We start from the raw sequence: 19,772 nt of genomic DNA on the forward strand, positions 1-19,772 counted from the left end.
CACGCAAATTTGTGAGCTAATGAGAGTGTGAAGACCTAAGGCGTTCGAAATTCACTCACTTTTCATAGCATCTGCTGCAGTTAAGGTGTCGGCCAGTTGTTCACATTCTTGAATAAACCAACGCAGTGCCGGCTCAAAACGGTAGATAGGGTGACAAGCCAGGCAGTAACCCACCCGCAGTTGTGCATCCAGCTCTGTTACTGCCAAATGGGGTTGCTGGGCATATAAACGGCCAATACCCTCGGGGATGACCGCCAGCAGGTCATGTTGCTCCAGCAGCTTAGGCAAAGCCATAAACGAAGGCACCCGCAGCGCGATCTGGCGCTGCATCCCCTGCTGCGCTAGCCAGTCATCGGTGAGGGATTGGCTGTGCCCCCAGCTTGAGGTATAAACATGTGGCCGCGACAGCAGCGACCGTGCCGGGTTCTCTTGCAAGGCATGATCGGCGCGGTGTAGACATACCAGTGACTCGCTCAACCACGGGGCGATATCCAGTTGTGCGGAGAGGTGTTCGCCTTTGCCAATGCCCACCACCAAATCCAGCTCCCGGCGATTCAGGCTCTGCCAATAGTCTCCCTCACGCAGCTCAAACACCTCCAAACGCAGCCCCGGTCCCGCCTTCTGGAGGATGTCATAAAGCATTGGCACAAAGGCGTACTCCACCGACGAGCTCACCGCAATCTTAAACTGTCGCTCGCTGCTACCGGGGTCAAAGTCGGTGACTTGGGTTAGCCCCAATTCCAGTGTTTGCCAAGCTTGCTCGATAGTCGGCTGCAGCAACAAGGCCTTACTGGTGGGCTGCATCTCGCGCCCAACCTGCACGAACAAGGGGTCTTGGAACACCTCGCGTAGGCGCTTTAAGGAGTGGCTTAAGGCGGGTTGGCTCAGGTGCAAGCGCTGGGCAGCGCGCGACACTTGGCGCTCTTCAAGTAACAGCTTGAAGATCTTAATCAGGTTTAAATCCAGGCGTTGCAGGTCCATTCAGGTATCTCTTTAACGTTCGGGTATTTCCGTAGCAATCGGGCATCTTCATAGCATGCTGGTGGTTTCATAAACAAAACGAATGCATCTATGCGAATAATTCATTTAAATCATAGCTTACTTTTACCTATTCTCCGTCTACCAAGTAACTTGCTACAAACGCCGCGTTAAGCATGTCGAGGCTGAGTAAGCAAGATTGACCAAAACCTGTTCACACAACGACAGTACCTCAATGAATATCATTTAGGTCAATAACTTAACGATTCCTAGCGCGAGTGAGCCTGGGGGGCTTAGGCCCCTTGGGCTTATTCTGCTTTCCTCGAGAATGCTAGTTGCCAGCCGACAACCTAGGATTAAAGGAACCTTTCGCTAGCGTGTGAAAGTTTTATTTATATTTTACTCACCGCTTTTTGCGCTGCAGGATAGCCGACCCACTGATAACAAGGATGCTAAGTGGACTTCGCCAAATTCGATCTTAATTTGCTTCGAACCCTGTTGGTATTGCTACAGGAAAAGAACACGCACAAAGCGGCAGAAAAACTGCAAACCAGCCAACCGGCCGTTAGCCGTTCGCTGGCAAAGTTGCGTGAAGAATTGGACGACCCACTGTTCTTGCGACACAGCCGCGGCCTCAAGCTAACCGAACGCGCGGAAGAGCTGGCGCGCACCCTGCCCAAAGCCATTCATGAGCTGCAGCGCAGCCTGGAAGGCGAAGTGTTCAATCCGATTGGCTTTAAGGGCCACTGCCGGATTGCGCTCAACGCCTATCTGGCGGAAACCCATGGCTATGCCATCTATGCCTTTCTGCACGAACATTGCCCTGAACTGCAAGTAGAGCTGCATGCCTATTCGAGTAACACTCGTGAGCGCCTGTTAAGCGGTGAGCTGGATTTTGCACTGAGCTATTCACCGAAAAAAATCAGCAAGGATCTGTGCTACGCAACGGTAGCCACCCAGCCCCATGGCGCCATCTGCCGGGCCGATTTTAACCCCCAGGTCAGCAGCTTTAACTTAGAGCAGATGACAGTGCTGAATCTAGCAGCGTTGATTATCCCAGAATTTAACGATGAGCAGTTGTTTGTGCAGGCGATCAGTGGCATTCATTACCAGCCGCTATTTCGTGCCCAGCACCTCAACTTAGTGCTGCGCGCAGTGCAACAACAAAACCTGGTACTGACAGCGCCTGCTTGTTTACTTGATAAGCTCGACTCACAGCACTACCGCTTTGTGCCCATTTATCACAAACAAGCCCAGCTCACTGCCGAGCTCAGCTTGATGTTCGACACCTCCCACTATCGCTCACCTAAGTACCTATGGCTGGAGCAAAGCCTGCGCCAGTTACTCGCCGAGCAAGAGTAAGTCGTGGGGTGCTTAGTAAAGCGCCTCGCTCAAGAGCCAGTTCACCATGACCGGTTGGCGTGGCTCACGGTATTTAGTGCGCTTGTAGATGAGGGTTCCCAGCATCAACACGTTCGCAGTCAATACTAGAGAGCTTGTCACCATCAGCATGGGGTCACCGACTACCAGCACCGTGTAGCTCCAGCCGAGGATGGCGTTACATTGGAACATGCTCCAGCTGACCAAAGAGATATCGTTGGCCGCGCTCTTGGTGCGCATCAGGCGGATGATCTGCGGGGTGAATGAGGCTAAGGCCACCAACCAGCTAAAGGGATAGAGAAATAAGATCAGATTTTCCACGGAGACCTCCAAAGTACAAAGTACGCGGCCGTCCGGGGCAAGCGAATTGATAGAGTGAACAAAAAACGAGCGATAGATTATGCCCGCTCTGACGATTTGTAAATTGATCTAGATCACACATCGCCAGTTCATTTTTTAAACACAGCCAATGCTGACAAACGGTGCCCTGCAGGCGCTAACAGTTAACAGCAACAGTGACCAACAGCAGTTACCAACAATAGTTTCCAACAACAGTTACCAACAACAGGCAACAAGCCGGCCAAGGCTCAAGACCGGCCATTGGTATGTCAAACCCGGCGCTTTCGCCAACTAAGCGCCGCTAACAGCACGCTAAATAAGCCGATTGACGCAGGTTCTGGGGCCTCACCACTCGGTGGCGACTCATAGATATCGCGAACTAACGCCAAGCCGCGGGTGTTGAAGCTATCGAACGGGGTCTCCGCATTCGCCTGATAGCCAGCCGAGTGCGGTCCACCCAACACCACATTACTGTTAGGGAAGGTACCCTGCCAATCAGACATCACCGACACAAAGTCACCGTTGGCAAACACCGCAGCTGCACCTGCAAACGGGTCAAGATACTCATAGGAGTACTGACTGCCATCATCGGTGATCCCAAATAGTTCGATAAAGCTGTCGTGCACGCTACTCTCGCCTGCAGCAAACGGGGCTGTAAGCAGGGTCTGGCCGCCAGCGATATCCAATACGCCAAAGTCCAGCAGCAGCCCGCTGACCTCACTGAGGTTGGCCAGCCGCCAACCATCAAACTCGCCACCCGCATTGAGGGTGAAATCAACTAGCGAACGCCCAGTCGTCTCAGTCCACTGTAGCCATTCCAATCCACCACCAACAACGATGTTACTGCTTTCATCCCGCTCGTAGCCGAAGTAACTAATCACTGCGGCACTTGCCGACGTACTAACCAGCCCCCCGGCTAACAGCGCCGCACTCACCCATTTAACGCCTTTCATATACACCTCCTTGTCTTTTGGTAAAAAACCAGCAAGCGCCACGCAAAGCTTGCGCCAACTGCTGCAAGCCTCTGTTTAGTCATTACTTAATAGAAGGGCCTTGAAAGATGCTGATAAAAATGTAAAACAAAGTGACACTGATTATTGTTAGTGCCGATTTAGACGACAACTGCAGCTTTGCCAAATAGCGACAGTTTGCTGGTCGCTTCGCTAGTATTAAAAAAGGAGCCATCAGGCTCCTTTTCTCGAACAGCAACACAATCTCTGCCTAGTTGTCTTCGTCGTCTTCGTAAGGCCAGTAGTGGTGGCCGATGCGGATGATCATGGTCGAGGCAGCTAGCACAAACGCCGCCAGTGACAGCCAGATGATGTACACCCCATCGAGCTCTTTCATGCCCAAGGTGATGTAACGGGCAATCGCCATAATCGCGATATACAGCGGGTAACGTACTGGAATTTTCCCGTAGGCGACAAAGTGATGCACCATCGCTAAGACTTCCAGATAGATGAACATCAACAAGATGTCTGACAACAGGATGTCACGGTAGATGATGATGTTGTAGACCTCGTTCACCATCGCCACCAAGGTAGCAATGGTAATCGCGACACAAATCGCGGCTTCCATAATGTTAAACAAGCCGATGAACGGCTTTTTCAGGGTTTTAGGAAACTCGGATGGCATGATAAAGCAGCGCCCCTTTCAAGATTAAGTTATGACGGAGTGTTACAAATGAGGCGCGATTTTAACAAATGATTACAGAACACTCTATCGATTTTGCATATCCCTGCGGAATATCTAACTACCAATTCGGCATTTACTGCCATTTCACATTAATCTTAGCCCCTTGTTAGAAGATGGCTTTTTTTCTAGCAACTGTCTCAAGCTATGGTAGAATCCCGCTCCCGCTGCCCAAAGCGCGGCTACACTGCAAAATAAAGCTCACTGATTACCAACAAGCGATCGCTGCAATGAGATTTCCAGGTCAACGTAAGTCGAAACACTACTTCCCAGTAGAAGCCCGTCAGCCCATCAACCCGCAAAGCGCCCCTGTAAAGGCACCGGTTCGCACCCATATCTGTGGTGTCGAGCAAACCCTGGTTGATATTGAAGCCAAAGTCGATGAGCAATTTATTGCCCGGCATAATCTGGTGAAGGGTAACTCCCTACTTATCGACGATGAGGCCGCACACCGCCTCTACAGCGAGCTCAAAGAGCACAACCTGATCAGCGCTGAGCATGCCGGTGGCACCATCGGCAATACCCTGCACAACTACTCCACCCTGGCCGATGGTCGCTCGGTGATGTTTGGGGTGATGAGTGAAAATATTCAGGTGGGCGGCTATGCCTATCGCTACCTGTGCAACACCTCATCGCGGGTCGACCTTAACCAGCTACAAGCGGTAGACGGCCCAATTGGTCGCTGTTTTACCCTGATTAGCGGCTGTGGTGAACGCACCTTTGCCATCTCTAAGGGTGCGATGGACAAGCTCAAGCCCGAGGCCATCGATAAAGCATTGGTCCAAGAGGGCTCTGCACTGGTGGTATCGGCCTACCTGATGCGCTCTGGCGGTGACCCGATCTCCGAGGCGGCCATGCAGGCCATCGAATACGCCAACGCAGCTAACGTGCCGGTAGTGCTAACCCTTGGTACCCGCTTCTTGATTGAATCTGACCCGCAGTTCTGGCGTGACTTTATCGCCCAGCACGTAAGCGTGCTGGCGATGAACGAAGAAGAAGCCGAAGCGCTGACCGGTGAGAAGCATCCACTGAAAGCCTGTGAGCAAACCCTACAATGGTGTGACCTGATCCTGTGTACCGCAGGCCCAGAAGGGCTGTATATGGCAGGCTACACCGATCAGCAAAACGCCCGCGAGACCACCCACGACCTGCAAAGCAATGGCGTTGCCGACTATAACCGCTTCGAGTTCTCACGCCCGATGCGCCAAGCCGACTGCGAGCAGCCGCTCAAGGTCTACTCACACATCTCACCGTACATGGGTGGCCCGGAGAAGATCCACAACACCAATGGCGCGGGCGATGGCGCCCTCTCAGCGCTGCTGCATGATATTGCTGCCAACACCTTCCATGCAGAGAACCTGCCCGCATCGGTGAAGCACAACTTCCCTTGTCTGTGCTACTCCTCGTTCTCACAAATTTGTAAATACGCGAACCGGGTTAGCTACGAGGTGTTGAACCAACACAGCCCCCGCTTATCACGTGGCCTGCCCGAGCGTGAAGACAGCCTCGAAGAGGCCTATTGGGAACGTTAATCGGCAAAACACAGAATGCGCGAAATATAATCCCAAGCTATTGATTGAAATTGGTCATTACCACTAATCAACAAGTTATCACCGCTAACAGGGCCAAGATCTCATGCTTGGCCCTCATCTCCAAAGAGATGGGCTTTCAGAACAGAAAATTGATCCAGATCAAGCCAAAAAAAGCTCAAATGGAGAGAATATCGGCAGCATCATATTCTGCTATCGCGTTACCAAGATGGAATTTTGTTTGAAAGAAGGCGCTTTCTGACCGATTCAGATAAAAACAACCACCATCGAGAGTAACAATATGAGTAACTCCACTGACCGTAAGGTCTCCATCGGCGCCTATATCGCTCTGGCGGCCGCGATTATCTTCTTCTCTGGCTTGCTTCAGGGTAAAGGCGCACTTAGCGTATTCGATTTCAACACCCTGAACGGTAGCTTCGGTACCATGGCTAACGCTGTCACCGAATCTGCAGATGGCATCAACGTCACCACCACCACCATGCGTGGCGCAGGCGGTTTCGGTGCTCGTGACGGCTTCATGTTCGCCCTGACTCTGGTTCCTACCGTTATGTTCGCAATGGGCATGATCGCGGTATTCGAACACTACGGTGCTCTGGAAGCGGCTCGTAAGCTGCTGACTCCTCTGCTACGCCCTCTGGCCTCTATCCCAGGCTCGACCGGTATGGCGCTTATCGCATCTCTGCAAAGCACCGATGCAGGCTCTGCAATGACTCGCCAGCTCGCTGACGACGGTGAGTTGACTAAACGCGAAACTGACATCTTTGCGATGTTCCAGTTCACTGCAGGTGCCACCATCGTAAACGCCTTCTCTTCAGGCGCGGTACTGTACACCCTGACCAACTCTGCGGGTGAGTCTGTAGTACCTACCTCTATCGCATTCGCTGTAGGCATCATGTTCATCTTCAAATTTGTAGGTGCCAACCTGTTCAAGCTGTACCTGAACCTGACCGAAGGTAAAGCCGGTAAGAAAGCTGTTGAAACTGCTATCGAAGGGGAGAAAGCCTAATGTCTACCGCTAAAAAACCAATGATTACCGATATCTTCGTTGCTGGCGCTAAGAAAGGCTGGATCATCGCAAGTACCTCTACCGTACCAAACGTACTGATGGCCTTCGTGATCATCGCAGCACTTCAGCTGACCGGTGCACTGGACCTGATGGGTACTGTATTCGCTCCAATCATGGCTGTATTTGGCCTGCCGGGTGAAGCTGCCGCGGTTCTGATCGGTGCGTGGATGTCTATGGGCGGCGCTGTAGGTGTTGCTATCTCACTGTTTGACGCTGGCATCATGACCGGTGAGCACATCGCAATTATGGTTCCTGCCATCTACCTGATGGGCTCACAGGTTCAGTACCTGGGCCGTATCCTTGGTCCTATCGGTACCGAAGGTCGCTACATTCCAGTGATGATCGTTATCTCTGTGATTAACGCCTTCGCCTCTATGCTGCTGATGAACATCATCATCTAAGCGAATACTTCGCTTACAGCAATGATTACAGGGGGTAGTACTACGGTGCTGCCCTTTTTCTTCCAGACCTCACTGGAGTGTTAAGAATGAACTTCTCTTTGAATGAATACTTGGACGAACTGCGTCCACTGATTAACGTAGACTGCGGTACCTTCACCGTTGAAGGCATCGAGGTTATCGCTAACCTGATGGCAGGCAAATACCAAGACCTGGGCTGGGATGTAAAACGCATCGACTGTGGCCCTGCCGGTACCGGCCTTGAAGTACGCAACAAGCCTGAAGCTGACCACGTTGACATCATGTTCATCGGTCACATGGACACCGTATTCCCAGTGGGCACCGCCGCTGAGCGTCCAATGAGCGTTGAAGGCGATCGCGCCTTTGGCCCAGGTGTTGCCGACATGAAATCTGGCCTGCTGAACGTGGTTTACGCCCTGCGCAACCTCGACGCTAGCGTGCTGGACAAGCTGTCTATCGCCGTGTGCATGAACCCAGATGAAGAAACCGGTTCTGCCCACTCTGCTGAGTGGTTGGCTGGCGTTGCGAAAACTGCCAAGCAAGTACTAGTCGCAGAAGCGGCTCGCGCTGACGGCTCACTGGTTAAAGCCCGTAAAGGTATGGCGCGCTACCGCATTAGCTTCCACGGTAAAGCAGCTCACGCAGGTAACGATCCAACCGCAGGTCGCAGCGCAATCACTGAGATGGCGAACTGGGTACTGGCGATCAACGATATGACCGATCTGAGCACCGGTACCACCTTCAACACCGGCGTAGTAAAAGGCGGTGAAGGTGCCAACATCGTGGCTGATTTCTGTGAGATCTTTGTTGATGCCCGCTACTGGGACAACGAAGAGTTCAACGGCCGTGACGCCCTGCTGCGCGCGATGACCGAGAAGCCATTCGTAGACGGTGTGCGCATCGAGCTAGACCGCGAAGCCTACAAGCCGTCAATGGTTCCTTCTGAGCAAACTGAAGCGCTGATGGAAACCGTAGTAGCTGCTGGTAGCGAAATGGGTCTGGACATCACCTTCCAAGAAGTAGGCGGTGGCTCTGACGCTAACCTGACCGCTTCTATGGGTATCCCTACCCTTGACGGCCTTGGCCCAGCAGGCGGCGCTATGCACAGCGCAGACGAGTTCCTGGAGCTGAACACCATCGAAGAGCGTATCAACCTACTAATGCGCGTTGTGACCAAGCTGGCCGGCTAAGCGCTGCTAGTTATCGTGTCCTAATGCAAAAAGCGGCCCGTGGCCGCTTTTTTTACACCTTACGTTCAGCTAGTCCACATCTCCTGCAACGCCTTCATGGGAGAGATCGCCAGAGAGCTCTGCTTGCACCTCCGCCAAACTCTCTTGTTCCGCCGCAACGATCTTCCCGCTGGCCGCATCTACCTCAACCTCATAGGCGTTGTCGCCGAGTTTGATAAACACATCCCACTGGGTATCCGGTTCGTCAAAGCGAACGCCCAGCACCTCCACGCCTAGCTCAGCCAATGCCGCTTCCACCGCTTGCTGCTCGGTGACCAGTGCGTGGTCGGCCGCATAGGCAGGGCTGTTGAACACTCCAAGGGTCAATGCCGCTGCGGTGAGTAGTAAGGGTTTTCTCATGGGGTTCTCCTCTCCTGGGTTTGGCCTCTGGTTTTAGCCTCTGGCTTTAGTTGGGGCAATCGCGTGAACCAGAAAGTCTAGTTGAGGCTGCCAAATACGCTTAGCGCTTGCGGCCTCAACCCGCCATTGAGTGCTTACCATTGAGCTTTCACCATCAAGTGCTCAATAGTTAAATACCAAACGCGCCATCAGCTCCGGTGCCGACTCTTTAGAGGCAAACCACAGATGGCTTTGATCTGACCAAGCACTGCTGACCGACACACACAGCGACAACAGCGATGTGTCTGCTGCGTTTTGTGCCAGCGCAGTGATATCGAACTCCACCCATTGCTCACTGTGATCGGGCCTCACCTCGCTTACGCTGCGCCCAGCGCTGCTAACCCCAGGGCGAGTCAGGCTCTGTTCATCCCAATCCGTCGATGCCAGAGAGACCGAGACATCGCGGCTGGCATCTCGGCCCACTTGCACCACATACAAACGCAGCAACAGTTGGCGCACCGAGGCAAGCTTCTCATTGCTTACATCGAACTTGAGGTAGGCCTCGCGGTTGTAATCGATGGCGCCACTTTTCACCATCAGGCTCTCCCCGTCGTAGTTCAGCTCACTGTATTGACCGTTGCGGACAAAGCAGTCTTCCGCCACCAGCACGGTGGACGAGGGTAAGCCCTCACCGAGGAAGCCGAGATAACGACTCGGGAAGGGGTTATCGTTGTCCGGGTGCAGCGACGGAAACAGCAGGTCGATACTGGTCTCAGAGAGCCCCAACCAGCGACAAAGCGTGGCTGCCATCTGCTCGCTAGAATGCGCTGGGATAAACTTGTTATCACGGGCATCCACCCCATCGCGGACAAACTCGGGGTAGCGGCCAAAGGCCTTGCCGGGTCGATTGAGCGGCCCGCCCCACACCAGCTGGTTACCACCCCAGCCATGGTCGGTGCCGAGGTTGCCGTTGTTTTGGATGGTGCGGCCAAACTCGGACAGGGTAAAACTGACCACCTGCTGCTCTAAACCGGCTTGCGCCAGGCTATCGTAGAAAGCGGCCAGCGCGTCATCGATGCGCGCCAGTCGCTCCTCATGACCGGGGCGCTGGTCGCTATGGGTATCGAAGCCGCCCATCTTGACGCAAAATACTTGCCGCTGATGGCCCAGCGCGGTGGCCGCATCCACCATCCGCTTGACCGTGCGCATCTGCCGTCCAATATCAGTATCGGGAATCGATTCATCCTCGGGGAAGGCGGCAAACAGCGCATCCAGCTCAGACTGAAAATCGACAATCTCTTGGACCACCGACAAATACTCATGGTAGAACGCCGAGCCCCACGGCTTATCCAGCATCTGTTGGATATTGTCTTTGATGGTGTTCGACTGGCTGCTCGCCTCTATCGCGCCAACCTCGCCATCGCTTAGCTCTAATGGCGCCACTCGCTGGCCCTGCAAGATCACATCGTTGCGCACCGCTAAGCTGTTCGATAGCACTGGCTGATCTATGCCATTGAGCAGGTCCAAAGCCATCCCCAGCCAGCCAAAATCATGATAGCCGCTGCCATTCCAGCTTCGTTGCCAGACATCTTGCTGGCTGTTATGCGCCCCCAGGCCGGGCGGCCGGAGTACTGAATCAAAGTTGTCTTTATCGGTGGGCTCAATCAGTGTGCCCACGTTAAGTAGCGCGGTGGCCCGCCCCTGGGCAATCATTTGCGCCAGCTTAGGCATGGCTGAGGTCAGACGGACGAGTTGGCCCAGCTCATCGGTAAATCCGGGGATGTCGAGGATCTCAGAGGCGGTGAGATGCACATTGGGCCGCTCCATCACGTAGTTATCGTAGTTCGGCCCCTCAGCGGGTAGCAGCATATTGAACGAATCACTGCCGCCGGGGAGAAACACACACACCAAGGCCTTGTAATCATCGCCCTCTGCAGCCAACGCACCGGCAGGCAAGGTGAGTGCAAACGGCGCCATGGAGTAACCAGACAGGGCAGCGGCCCCTTTTAGAAAGCTGCGACGAGAAATATCCATAGCCATCACTCCATCACCATAAATTCGGGCGAGAAAACGGTAAAAAAGATGATCTTCCAGACCGCGTCTTGTCGCCGATTCACCGAGTGAGCCTCGCAGATTGCCTGCAGCCGCTCGGTGAGCTGGCTACTCATCTCTCCATTTAAAAAGGTTGCCGCTAGCAGCCGGAAGGCATCCGCTAAGCGCCACTCTTCAATGGCGTTTTCCAGTTCCAACGGCGCAATGTATAGCTCGGTTTTGCTGTTGCTCTTGTTGCGGTCTTGGCCATAGGTTCGGGCCAGTTTGTAGAACACATTGGACAGCTTGATGCTCTGCGACCAGTTAACAATCTTAAACTCTGGGGCCGCCAGGCCGTTATCCGCCAACTCCCCTTGCGGGCTGTCGTCGGGTTGGTAGAAGTTAAACACCGAGTCGGCACCCAGCGGGTACTGCTGGCAGCTCTCGGCGTAATTCATGCTGTTATAGACGATATCGCCACCGCCTTTGGGAAAGGCCGCTAAGGCACGATATACGTAGCACAGCGCCAGAATTGGCTCGCGCAGCTTGGCCACATGCAGATCATGCTCAAGCAAGGTCTCGGGATCGGTCAAAATCGCTCTGACGACTGCTTCCAAGTCCCCACGAGTGTTGGTGAACACCTCGGCAACCCGCTGCACATAGGCCGGGCGCGGATTGGAGCTAACCAAACGCTGGATCAGTAAGCGGCTAATGTTCGGCGCGGTATTGGGGTGGTCGAGCAGGATCTCCAACACAACATCCAGCTCCTCATCGGCCCCCAAGTTCGCCGATACCGTCTTGCCAAGCACCAGCTTCTCCCCCATATCGTGCCAGGCATCATGGGCAACCATCGGTGCGGTCATGCTGTCGCCATCGGCGAACCAGCCGGTAAAGGTGCGCGACAGCGCTTCTATGTCGTTGTCATCGTAGCTGGGGATGGGGTTACCATTGCCGTCCAACTGTTGGCTGCCATCGGGGTTGAGGCGATACAAGCCGATACTGAACAGCTGCATCACTTCCCGGGCTTTGGTCCGGGTCGACGCCACTGGCCTGCTTCGACAGGTTGCCAACAAAGGTAAGGTAGTGGCCCATCACCGGTGAGCGGCTCACATGGTAGAGCAAGCTTTTGTAATCGCTAAAGGCGTGCTCTGAGAGCAAATCGTAATAATGCGCCAAAGCTAAAGGGTGGGCCGCCAGGTTGGCATCTTTATCACTCACCACCAGAATCTGACTGAGCGCAAAGGCCACCCGCTGACGCAGCTGCGCACTGCCCCACAGGGCGATATCGAACCAGGCGCACACCCGCATATCTTGACTTGCCTGGGCCTCGCCACGCTGCTGCTGTTGGTATTGAGTGCGTTCGACATGGCGCTGGTAGTCAATATTGACCTGCTCAGAAATCCACGCCTGTCGGTCGTCCAGGCTGAGCAAGTCTTCCAGTTCTTGCGGCTTCACCCCCATGGTGGCCATATCGAGAAATCGGGCTGCCTGCCGAGTGGTTAGTCCTTCCATAAGATCCTCTCTAGTTATGACGGTTACATCCTTGAACGTCAGAGACCTTTAATACGCGGTTGTCGAACAAAATTCGACCCCGAAAGATAATCGACGCCTTGCTAACTATAGAAAGGGCATACCTGATAAAGATGATTTATCGGTTAAGAATTCGCTGGTATTGACAATATTATTGATACATTTCTCATTTCAGACCCCGTAACCGCATCAAACACTGCCGCTCAGTTGCTGTTTTAGCCACTCACTTAGACGGGCCAACGTCGAGTTACTGCGCCGATATTTAGGTACCAACAGGTAGTAGCCATAGCCACTGGCAAAGGACAGCTCCAGCGGATTGATCAGCTCGCCACTCTCCAAACACTCCTTCACCAAAAAGCGCGGTAGCAACCCCAAACCCTGCTGTTTGCGGATCGCTTCTAAGGAGAGAAAGAAATGCTCAAAGCCATTGCCATAGCGCGGCGGGTGCGGCAGGCTCTCGCCGCTAAAATAGGTGGCCCAGAACTGCATCCACAACTGCGGCCGGGTGATATGCCGCAGCAGCGGAAACTCGAAGATATCGCTGACCTGCTGCAAACGGTTGTGGCTGACTAACGCCGGGTGGGCCACCAGCACTAGCTCTTCCTCGCACAACAGCTCGGCGTTTTGGTAGTGCTTGGCCATGGGTAGGCAGCGGATCGCCGCATCGGCCTCGCTGTCTTCAAAGGAGAACGGGCCATCGCCCATCTTCAGGTTGATGTCCAAGGCAGGAAAGCTGGCCTTGAGCGCGTTCAAGCGCGGGATCAGCCACAGCGAACTTAACGAGGGGATGGCATCGATGTTCAGCAGTTGTCGGCTCCCCGCCTCTTGGATCAGCCCGGCGCTGGCATCCTCAATCAGCCGCATCGCCTGTGAGATATTGGGCAGGTAGCTGTGGCCGGCTTCGGTTAGCGCCAAGCCCTTACTCTTGCGCTCAAACAAGCGCTGCTCAAGAAAGCTCTCCAGTACGGCGATCTGCTTACTCACCGCGCCCTGAGTAACATGCAGCTCTTGCGCAGCCTTGGAAAAACTCTGGTGACGCGCCGCTGCTTCAAATACCCGGAGTGCATTTAGAGGAGGAACCTTGGACTTCATCGACTCTATCCATGAGCAAAAGGAATACCACTGAGAATAAATCACTTGTTCCCAGCGCTCAAGCAACGGTAAAACAAAGCCTTAACGCGTAACGGAGCTAATAGCGATGAGTCATGTATTCCAACGACACTGCCACCACGCCCTGCCGATTGCCAGCCAAGGCGATGGCATCTATCTGATTGACTCACAAGGTAAGCGCTACTTAGACGCCTGCGGCGGCGCAGCGGTATCCAGCCTCGGCCATAGCCATCCGGCGATCCGCGAAGCACTGCATAAGCAGATAGACCAACTGGCCTTTGCCCATACCGGCTTTTTCAGCAACCACCCCGCCGAAGCGCTGGCGGAGTTTCTGGCCGACAAAGCGCCTGGCCAACTTGAGTATTGCTACTTTGTCAGCGGCGGCTCTGAGGCGATGGAAAGCGCGCTAAAGCTGGCCCGACAATACTTTGTGGAACGTGGCGAGACCCAACGCAAACGCTTTATCGCCCGTCGCCAGAGCTACCACGGCAACACCTTGGGCGCTTTGGCCGTTGGTGGCAACCAGTGGCGACGCGCCCCGTTCTCACCGCTGCTGATGGAAGCTGAACATATCGCCCCCTGTTATGCCTATCGCGACAAGCTCCCCGATGAGAGCGATAGCCAGTACGGTAAACGGGTGGCCAATGAGCTAGAGCAACGCCTACTGGAAGTCGGCCCGGAGAGCGTGATTGCCTTTGTAGCCGAGCCCGTGGTGGGTGCGACCGCCGGTGCCCTGCCGGCGGTTGAGGGCTATTTTAAGCGGGTGCGCGAGATCTGCGATCACTACGGCATCTTGCTGATCCTCGATGAGGTGATGTGTGGCATGGGCCGCTGCGGTGAGTGGTTTACCCACGCCGCAGAGGGCATCGAAGCCGATATTGTCGCGGTAGCCAAAGGCTTAGGGGCGGGCTATCAGCCGGTGGGTGCAACCATTGTTAGCCGCGATATCTACCACACCGTAGCCAGTGGCACGGGCTACTTCCAGCACGGCCATACTTATCTGGCCCATGCCTGTGCCATGCAAGCCTCGCTGTCGGTGATGCAAACCATTGAGCAGCAGAACCTGCTGGGGGCGGTGAAACAGCAAGGTGAGTATCTGCAGCAGCAACTGCGCAAGACCTTTAGCGGCCACCCCCACGTGGGCGATATTCGCGGGCGCGGGCTGTTTTGGGGCCTAGAGCTGGTAGCTGATCGGGCCAGTAAAACCCCCTTCCCTGCAAGCAACGGATTGGACAAAAAGATCAAGGCAAGCGCCTTTGCCAAAGGGCTGATGTGTTACCCCAACGCTGGCACCATCGATGGTCAAAACGGCCACCATATCCTGCTGGCACCACCGTTTATTATCGAGCAGGCACAAATCGACACGGTAGTGGCCACCTTAAGCGAGTGCATTGACCAGCAAACCCGTATGGCAGCCGCCGAGAAGGTGGCCTGATGAACCAGCCAATTGCGATTATCGTCGCCCCCAATGGCGCGCGGCTCGACAAACAGACTCAACCCGCGGTACCCATCAGCCCACAGGAAATCGCCAATGAGGTGCAAGCTTGTACAGCAGCAGGCGCTGCAATGGTGCATCTACATGCCCGCGACAGCGTCGGACTACACAGTCTGGAGGTTGTCGACAATCAGCACGTGATTGAGGCGGTCAGGCAGCAAGATGGTGAGGTTATCATCCAACTGACCACTGAAGCGGTCGGCCGTTATCAGCCTGAGCAGCAGCGCCATCTTATTGAGACCCTCAAACCCGAGGCCGCCTCAGTGGCGCTGCGCGAGCTGATGCCCGATGCTAGCTATCAAGATAGCTTCGGCCAGTTCTGCACGTGGGCCTTGCAGCAGCGGATCTTCTTGCAGTTCATCCTCTACAGCGAGCAGGATATCCAGCACTATCTGGCCTTGCGTAGCGATGGCACCATTCCTGCAAACGGTCATCACCTTTTATTGGTACTGGGCCGCAGCAAAGAGGGCCTACAGCCTCAACCGCAGCAGCTAGAGCAGATTCAGCCTTGGATTAAGCAGTTTGGCGACATCCGCTGGGCGGTATGTGCCTTTGGCCTACAAGAACTGCCATGCTTGCTGGCCGCCGCCAAACTGGGCGGCGATGTGCGCATCGGCTTTGAAAACAACATCTATCAGCAAGACGGTGAGTTAGCGCTTTCTAACGCCAGCCAGATAGTAACGCTGCAGGATCAGCTGGCAAAGGCAGATATCGCAGTCCTTACCAACTGTCAAATGCGAGAGCTAATTGCTTGTTCTTGGTCATAAAAATAGGATTGATCACAGACTTGACCATGAAAATATGCAGCAAATATCGTACAAAGTAGGCTGGCAAACTATTCTTGAATACTATGGCGGTCAATTAGCCTTTAATTGACATATCCATTAGTAGTAAATGGCATTGCCGGGTCACTATTTTCTGTGACTTACTAGGAGTAAAATAAGGGATTAATTATGCGAACATTAAAGAGTTACGTCACTGCAGCAAGTCTTGGCGCCCTATTCAGTTTGGGTGTTGCAGCTCCATCGCAAGCTAATGATTTCATTACCATCGGTACCGGCGGTGTTACCGGTGTCTATTACCCGACTGGCGGCGCAATCTGTCGCTTGGTGAACAAAGACCGCAAAGAGCACGGCATCCGCTGTTCAGTAGAAAGTACTGGTGGCTCGGTTTACAACATTAATACCATTCGCGCTGGCGAGCTGGACATGGCGGTAGCCCAATCTGACTGGCAGTACCATGCCTACAACGGCACCAGCAAGTTTGCTGATGCGGGCGCTTTTAAAGAGCTGCGTTCAGTTTTCTCTATCCACCCAGAACCCTTCACCGTGGTTGCCCGTGCCGACTCTGGCATCAAAACCTTCGACGACCTGAAAGGTAAGCGCGTTAACATCGGTAACCCTGGCTCTGGTCAGCGCGGTACCATCGAAGTATTGATGGCAGCCAAAGGCTGGACCAACGACGACTTCGCCCTGGCCTCTGAGCTGAAAGCGGCCGAGCAAGCCAAAGCGCTGTGTGATAACAAGATCGACGCGATGGTATACGTAGTAGGTCACCCAAGTGGCGCCATCAAAGAAGCCACCACCTCGTGTGATAGCGTGATCGTAGAAGTATCAGGCCCAGAAGTAGACAAGCTGGTTGGCGAGAATGACTTCTACCGTAAAGTAGCAGTACCTGGCGGTATGTACCGTGGCAGTGATGAAGATGTGATGACCTACGGTGTGGGTGCGACCTTCGTTTCCTCGACTGCTGTTGATGACGAGCTGATCTACCAAGTTGTTAAAGCAGTATTCGAAAACTTCGATTCATTCAAAAAGCTACACCCAGCCTTTGCCCATCTGAAAAAAGAAGAGATGGTTAAAGACTCGCTAAGTGCTCCTCTGCACCCCGGCGCACTGAAATACTACAAAGAAGCAGGATTGCTTTAATCCTCTTGCACCACACGGCGGCTAGCCCGCCGTGCCTCTTAGGGCCTGATCTTCAGGCCCTTCCACTTATTTAAGCTAGCGGGATCGACTGATGAGTAATTCCGAACCCTCCCAAACGCCTGCCAACAACGACAACGAGGTTGAAGAGCTACTTAGCTCGGAAACCGGTAGTCGTCAGTTGGCTGGTCCAATGGGCAAGCTGATTGTCGGCTTGTTGATCGCGTGGTCAGCCTTTCAGCTTTGGTACGCTTCGCCCCTGCCATTTATGTTGGACTTTGCCAAGTTCAATGAGGATCAGGCGAAGTTTATCCATTTGGCCTTTGCCACCTTCTTAACCTTTTCTCTGTTTCCAGCCAGCAAACGGGCCAACCATAACAGCATCAGTATTCTCGATATGCTGCTAGCCATTGGCGCGTCTGGCTCGTGTTTGTATCTGTTGATCTTCCGCAACGAGCTGGCCCTGCGTATCGGTATCCCCAGCACTGGCGATTTAGTCTGTGCCGTAGTGGGTATGGTCTGCCTGCTGGAAGCAGCGCGCCGGGCGCTAGGTCCACCACTTGTTGTGGTTGCCGTGGTGTTCCTTACCTACACCTTCGCTGGCCAGCACATGCCGGATGTGATTGCCCACAAGGGCGCTAGCCTCAACAAGGTGGCCTCCCACCAATGGCTGACCACCGAAGGGGTATTTGGTGTTGCTTTGGGGGTATCCACCGCCTTTGTATTCCTGTTTGTACTGCTAGGGTCACTACTTGACCGAGCAGGCGCAGGTAACTACCTGATTAAACTGTCGTTCTCGCTGCTCGGCCACATGCGTGGCGGCCCGGCGAAAGCAGCGGTGGTCTCCTCGGGCCTGAGCGGGATTATCTCTGGCTCATCGATTGCCAACGTGGTGACCACCGGTACCTTCACCATCCCACTGATGAAGCGAGTCGGCTTTCCGGCCTCCAAAGCCGGTGCGGTAGAGGTTGCGGCCTCCACCAACGGCCAGCTCACCCCTCCGATTATGGGTGCAGCCGCGTTCTTGATGGTGGAGTATGTGGGCATCCCCTATATCGAGGTGATCCGCCATGCCATCTTGCCATCGCTGATCTCCTACGTGGCGCTGTTCTACATCGTGCACCTAGAGGCCTGCAAGCTGAATATGAAGGGCATTCAGCGCCTCAATCGCCCCACCATCGCCCAGCGTATGCTCTCGTGGTGTAGCTCCACTATTATCATGTTCGCCTTAGGTGCGGTGGTGTACTACGGCTCGACCTTCCTGGAAGATACCCTTGGCGGCACTGGCTACCTGATTATGATGGTGGTGATGCTAGTGGGCTATGTGCTGCTGGTGCGCCTGTCGGCTCAGTATCCAGATCTGGCCGAAGACGATGACAGCATCGAGTTAGACCACCTGCCAGAGCCCAAACCAACCATCTGTTCGGGCCTGTATTTTGGCCTGCCGATTGTGGTGCTGCTATGGGCGCTGGCGGTAAAACAATACTCGCCGCAAACCTCGGCCTTCTATGCCGTGGTCTCACTGATTGCAGTGGTGCTAACCCACAAGCCGCTTAAGTCTTGGTTCCGTAACGAGGCCGAGTGGCTGGCACAGTTTAAGGTGTGCTGGGACGATTTTGTCGACGGTATGATTCAAGCCGCGCGCAACATGGTAGGTATCGGTATTGCCACCGCCACCGCTGGCATCGTGGTTGGTACCGTGACCCTCACCGGTCTGGGCCAGATGATGACCGAGTTCGTGGAGCTTATCTCCGGCGGTAACCTGCTGCTGATCCTGATCTTCACCGCGATGATCTGTATCGTGCTGGGGATGGGTCTGCCGACTACCGCCAACTACATCGTGGTCTCGACCCTGATGGCGCCGGTGATTGTGTCCTTGGGCGCACAGAACGGACTGATCGTGCCTCTGATTGCGGTGCACCTGTTTGTGTTCTACTTCGGGATCCTCGCCGATGACACGCCCCCGGTGGGACTGGCGGCGTTTGCCGCCGCAGCCATTGGTCGAACCGACCCGATTAAGACCGGTATCCAGGGCTTTACCTACGATATCCGTACCGCCATCCTGCCGTTTATGTTTATCTTCAACACCCAGCTGTTGTTGATTGATATCGTCTCATTCTGGCACCTGATCATCACCATCTTTAGCGCCACAGCGGCGATTCTCTGCTTCTCGGCCGCCACCCAAGGCTACTGGTTTGTGAAGAGCCGTTGGTGGGAGTCACTGGCACTGCTACTGATTGCCTTTAGCCTGTTCCGCCCCGATTTTTGGTGGGATCAGATCTATCCGCCGTCGCAACAACTGCCGCCGAGCGCCATTACCACCGAGGTGGAGAAACTCAACAAGGGCCAGTTTATTCAACTTAAGTTCGAGGGTGAAACCTTGGAGGGTGCCGAGGTTAAACGCACGGTATCGCTGCAGCTGGAAGAGGAAGTCGGCGACGCCGAGCAACGCCTCGAACAGATGGGGCTGATTTTACGTCAGGAAGAAGAGAGCTGGCTGGTCGACTTAGTGGTGTTTGGCAGCGCCGCCGAGAAATCCGGTGTCGATTTCGACTGGGTTTTGACCGGCATCGAAAAGAAAGCGGATCGGCCAGACAAGGAATGGGTGTTTATTCCTACCCTGCTCATCTTGTTCTTGCTGGCGTTTAACCAACGCCGCCGCATGCAGTCCACACCCGCATAAGGAGCT

The 19,772-nt window shown here is 54.4% G+C and carries 18 protein-coding genes; 9 read left to right on the forward strand and 9 right to left on the reverse strand.

Annotation, left to right across the window (positions count from 1 at the left end):
* Nucleotides 1-51: 51 nt before the first annotated feature.
* Entirely contained in the window at nt 52-981 is a 930-nt protein-coding gene (locus G462_RS0121020) for a LysR family transcriptional regulator (protein ID WP_026960715.1), read from the reverse strand.
* A gap of 453 nt (nt 982-1,434) precedes the next feature.
* On the opposite strand from G462_RS0121020, the gene G462_RS24125 reads away from it, so the two are divergent.
* Nucleotides 1,435-2,340, forward strand: a complete 906-nt coding sequence (locus G462_RS24125; RefSeq protein WP_051326911.1) for a LysR family transcriptional regulator — start codon at nt 1,435-1,437, stop codon at nt 2,338-2,340.
* Between the two features lie 12 nt (nt 2,341-2,352).
* On the opposite strand, the gene G462_RS0121030 is transcribed toward G462_RS24125, so the two are convergent.
* From G462_RS0121030 to G462_RS0121040, 3 genes are all read right to left on the reverse strand, one after another.
* A complete protein-coding gene (locus G462_RS0121030; protein WP_026960716.1) occupies nt 2,353-2,679 on the reverse strand; it encodes a hypothetical protein in 327 nt (108 codons plus the stop codon).
* A 287-nt stretch (nt 2,680-2,966) separates the two neighbouring features.
* Nucleotides 2,967-3,650 (reverse strand): PEP-CTERM sorting domain-containing protein, encoded by a 684-nt coding sequence (locus tag G462_RS0121035; protein ID WP_026960717.1) that lies wholly within the window; start codon nt 3,648-3,650, stop codon nt 2,967-2,969.
* Nucleotides 3,651-3,918: 268 nt separating this feature from the next.
* Nucleotides 3,919-4,332 carry a phosphate-starvation-inducible protein PsiE gene (locus tag G462_RS0121040; protein WP_026960718.1) on the reverse strand — a complete coding sequence of 138 codons (414 nt, stop codon included), beginning with the start codon at nt 4,330-4,332 and terminating at the stop codon, nt 3,919-3,921.
* Nucleotides 4,333-4,619: 287 nt separating this feature from the next.
* Here G462_RS0121040 and G462_RS0121045 point away from each other — a divergent pair, with 287 nt between their 5' ends.
* The 4 genes from G462_RS0121045 (at nt 4,620) to G462_RS0121065 (ending at nt 8,614) form a co-directional block, all read left to right on the forward strand.
* Nucleotides 4,620-5,921: an inosine/guanosine kinase gene (locus tag G462_RS0121045; RefSeq protein ID WP_026960719.1), complete on the forward strand. Its 1,302-nt coding sequence runs from the start codon at nt 4,620-4,622 to the stop codon at nt 5,919-5,921.
* A 298-nt stretch (nt 5,922-6,219) separates the two neighbouring features.
* Nucleotides 6,220-6,945, forward strand: coding sequence for a nucleoside recognition domain-containing protein (locus G462_RS0121055; RefSeq protein WP_026960721.1), 726 nt, complete (start codon nt 6,220-6,222; stop codon nt 6,943-6,945).
* On the forward strand, nt 6,945-7,406 hold the full coding sequence (locus G462_RS0121060) for a YjiG family protein (protein ID WP_026960722.1): 462 nt from the start codon (nt 6,945-6,947) through the stop codon (nt 7,404-7,406). Before G462_RS0121055 ends, G462_RS0121060 begins: the two co-directional genes overlap by 1 nt.
* 86 nt (nt 7,407-7,492) lie before the next feature.
* Entirely contained in the window at nt 7,493-8,614 is a 1,122-nt protein-coding gene (locus G462_RS0121065) for a M20 family metallopeptidase (protein WP_026960723.1), read from the forward strand.
* 69 nt (nt 8,615-8,683) lie between these two features.
* Here the strand turns inward: G462_RS0121065 and G462_RS0121070 are convergent, their stop codons facing one another.
* From G462_RS0121070 to G462_RS0121085, 5 genes are all read right to left on the reverse strand, one after another.
* Nucleotides 8,684-9,013: a PepSY domain-containing protein gene (locus tag G462_RS0121070; RefSeq protein ID WP_035478638.1), complete on the reverse strand. Its 330-nt coding sequence runs from the start codon at nt 9,011-9,013 to the stop codon at nt 8,684-8,686.
* Nucleotides 9,014-9,175: 162 nt separating this feature from the next.
* A complete protein-coding gene (locus G462_RS23670) occupies nt 9,176-11,026 on the reverse strand; it encodes a DUF1501 domain-containing protein (RefSeq protein WP_051326912.1) in 1,851 nt (616 codons plus the stop codon).
* Nucleotides 11,027-11,031: 5 nt separating this feature from the next.
* Complete coding sequence (locus G462_RS23675) at nt 11,032-12,036, reverse strand: DUF1800 family protein (RefSeq protein ID WP_211234254.1); 1,005 nt, start codon at nt 12,034-12,036, stop codon at nt 11,032-11,034.
* On the reverse strand, nt 11,966-12,535 hold the full coding sequence (locus G462_RS25090) for a DUF1800 family protein (protein ID WP_211234255.1): 570 nt from the start codon (nt 12,533-12,535) through the stop codon (nt 11,966-11,968). The genes G462_RS23675 and G462_RS25090 overlap by 71 nt, the downstream gene beginning before the upstream one ends.
* A 207-nt stretch (nt 12,536-12,742) precedes the next feature.
* Entirely contained in the window at nt 12,743-13,645 is a 903-nt protein-coding gene (locus tag G462_RS0121085) for a LysR substrate-binding domain-containing protein (protein ID WP_026960725.1), read from the reverse strand.
* A gap of 106 nt (nt 13,646-13,751) precedes the next feature.
* Between G462_RS0121085 and G462_RS0121090 the strand changes: the two genes are divergently transcribed.
* From G462_RS0121090 to G462_RS0121105, 4 genes are all read left to right on the forward strand, one after another.
* Nucleotides 13,752-15,098 carry an aspartate aminotransferase family protein gene (locus G462_RS0121090; protein WP_026960726.1) on the forward strand — a complete coding sequence of 449 codons (1,347 nt, stop codon included), beginning with the start codon at nt 13,752-13,754 and terminating at the stop codon, nt 15,096-15,098.
* Nucleotides 15,098-15,925, forward strand: a complete 828-nt coding sequence (locus G462_RS23680) for a beta-keto acid cleavage family enzyme (protein WP_035478640.1) — start codon at nt 15,098-15,100, stop codon at nt 15,923-15,925. The genes G462_RS0121090 and G462_RS23680 overlap by 1 nt, the downstream gene beginning before the upstream one ends.
* A 186-nt stretch (nt 15,926-16,111) precedes the next feature.
* Nucleotides 16,112-17,086 (forward strand): TAXI family TRAP transporter solute-binding subunit, encoded by a 975-nt coding sequence (locus tag G462_RS0121100; RefSeq protein WP_026960727.1) that lies wholly within the window; start codon nt 16,112-16,114, stop codon nt 17,084-17,086.
* A 91-nt stretch (nt 17,087-17,177) separates the two neighbouring features.
* The gene (locus G462_RS0121105) at nt 17,178-19,766 is read left to right on the forward strand and encodes a TRAP transporter permease (RefSeq protein ID WP_026960728.1); all 2,589 of its coding nucleotides are present in this window, start codon (nt 17,178-17,180) and stop codon (nt 19,764-19,766) included.
* The last annotated feature ends 6 nt before the right edge of the window (nt 19,767-19,772 follow it).

Source organism: Aliagarivorans taiwanensis DSM 22990 (assembly GCF_000429505.1).
Classification (GTDB): domain Bacteria; phylum Pseudomonadota; class Gammaproteobacteria; order Enterobacterales; family Celerinatantimonadaceae; genus Aliagarivorans; species Aliagarivorans taiwanensis.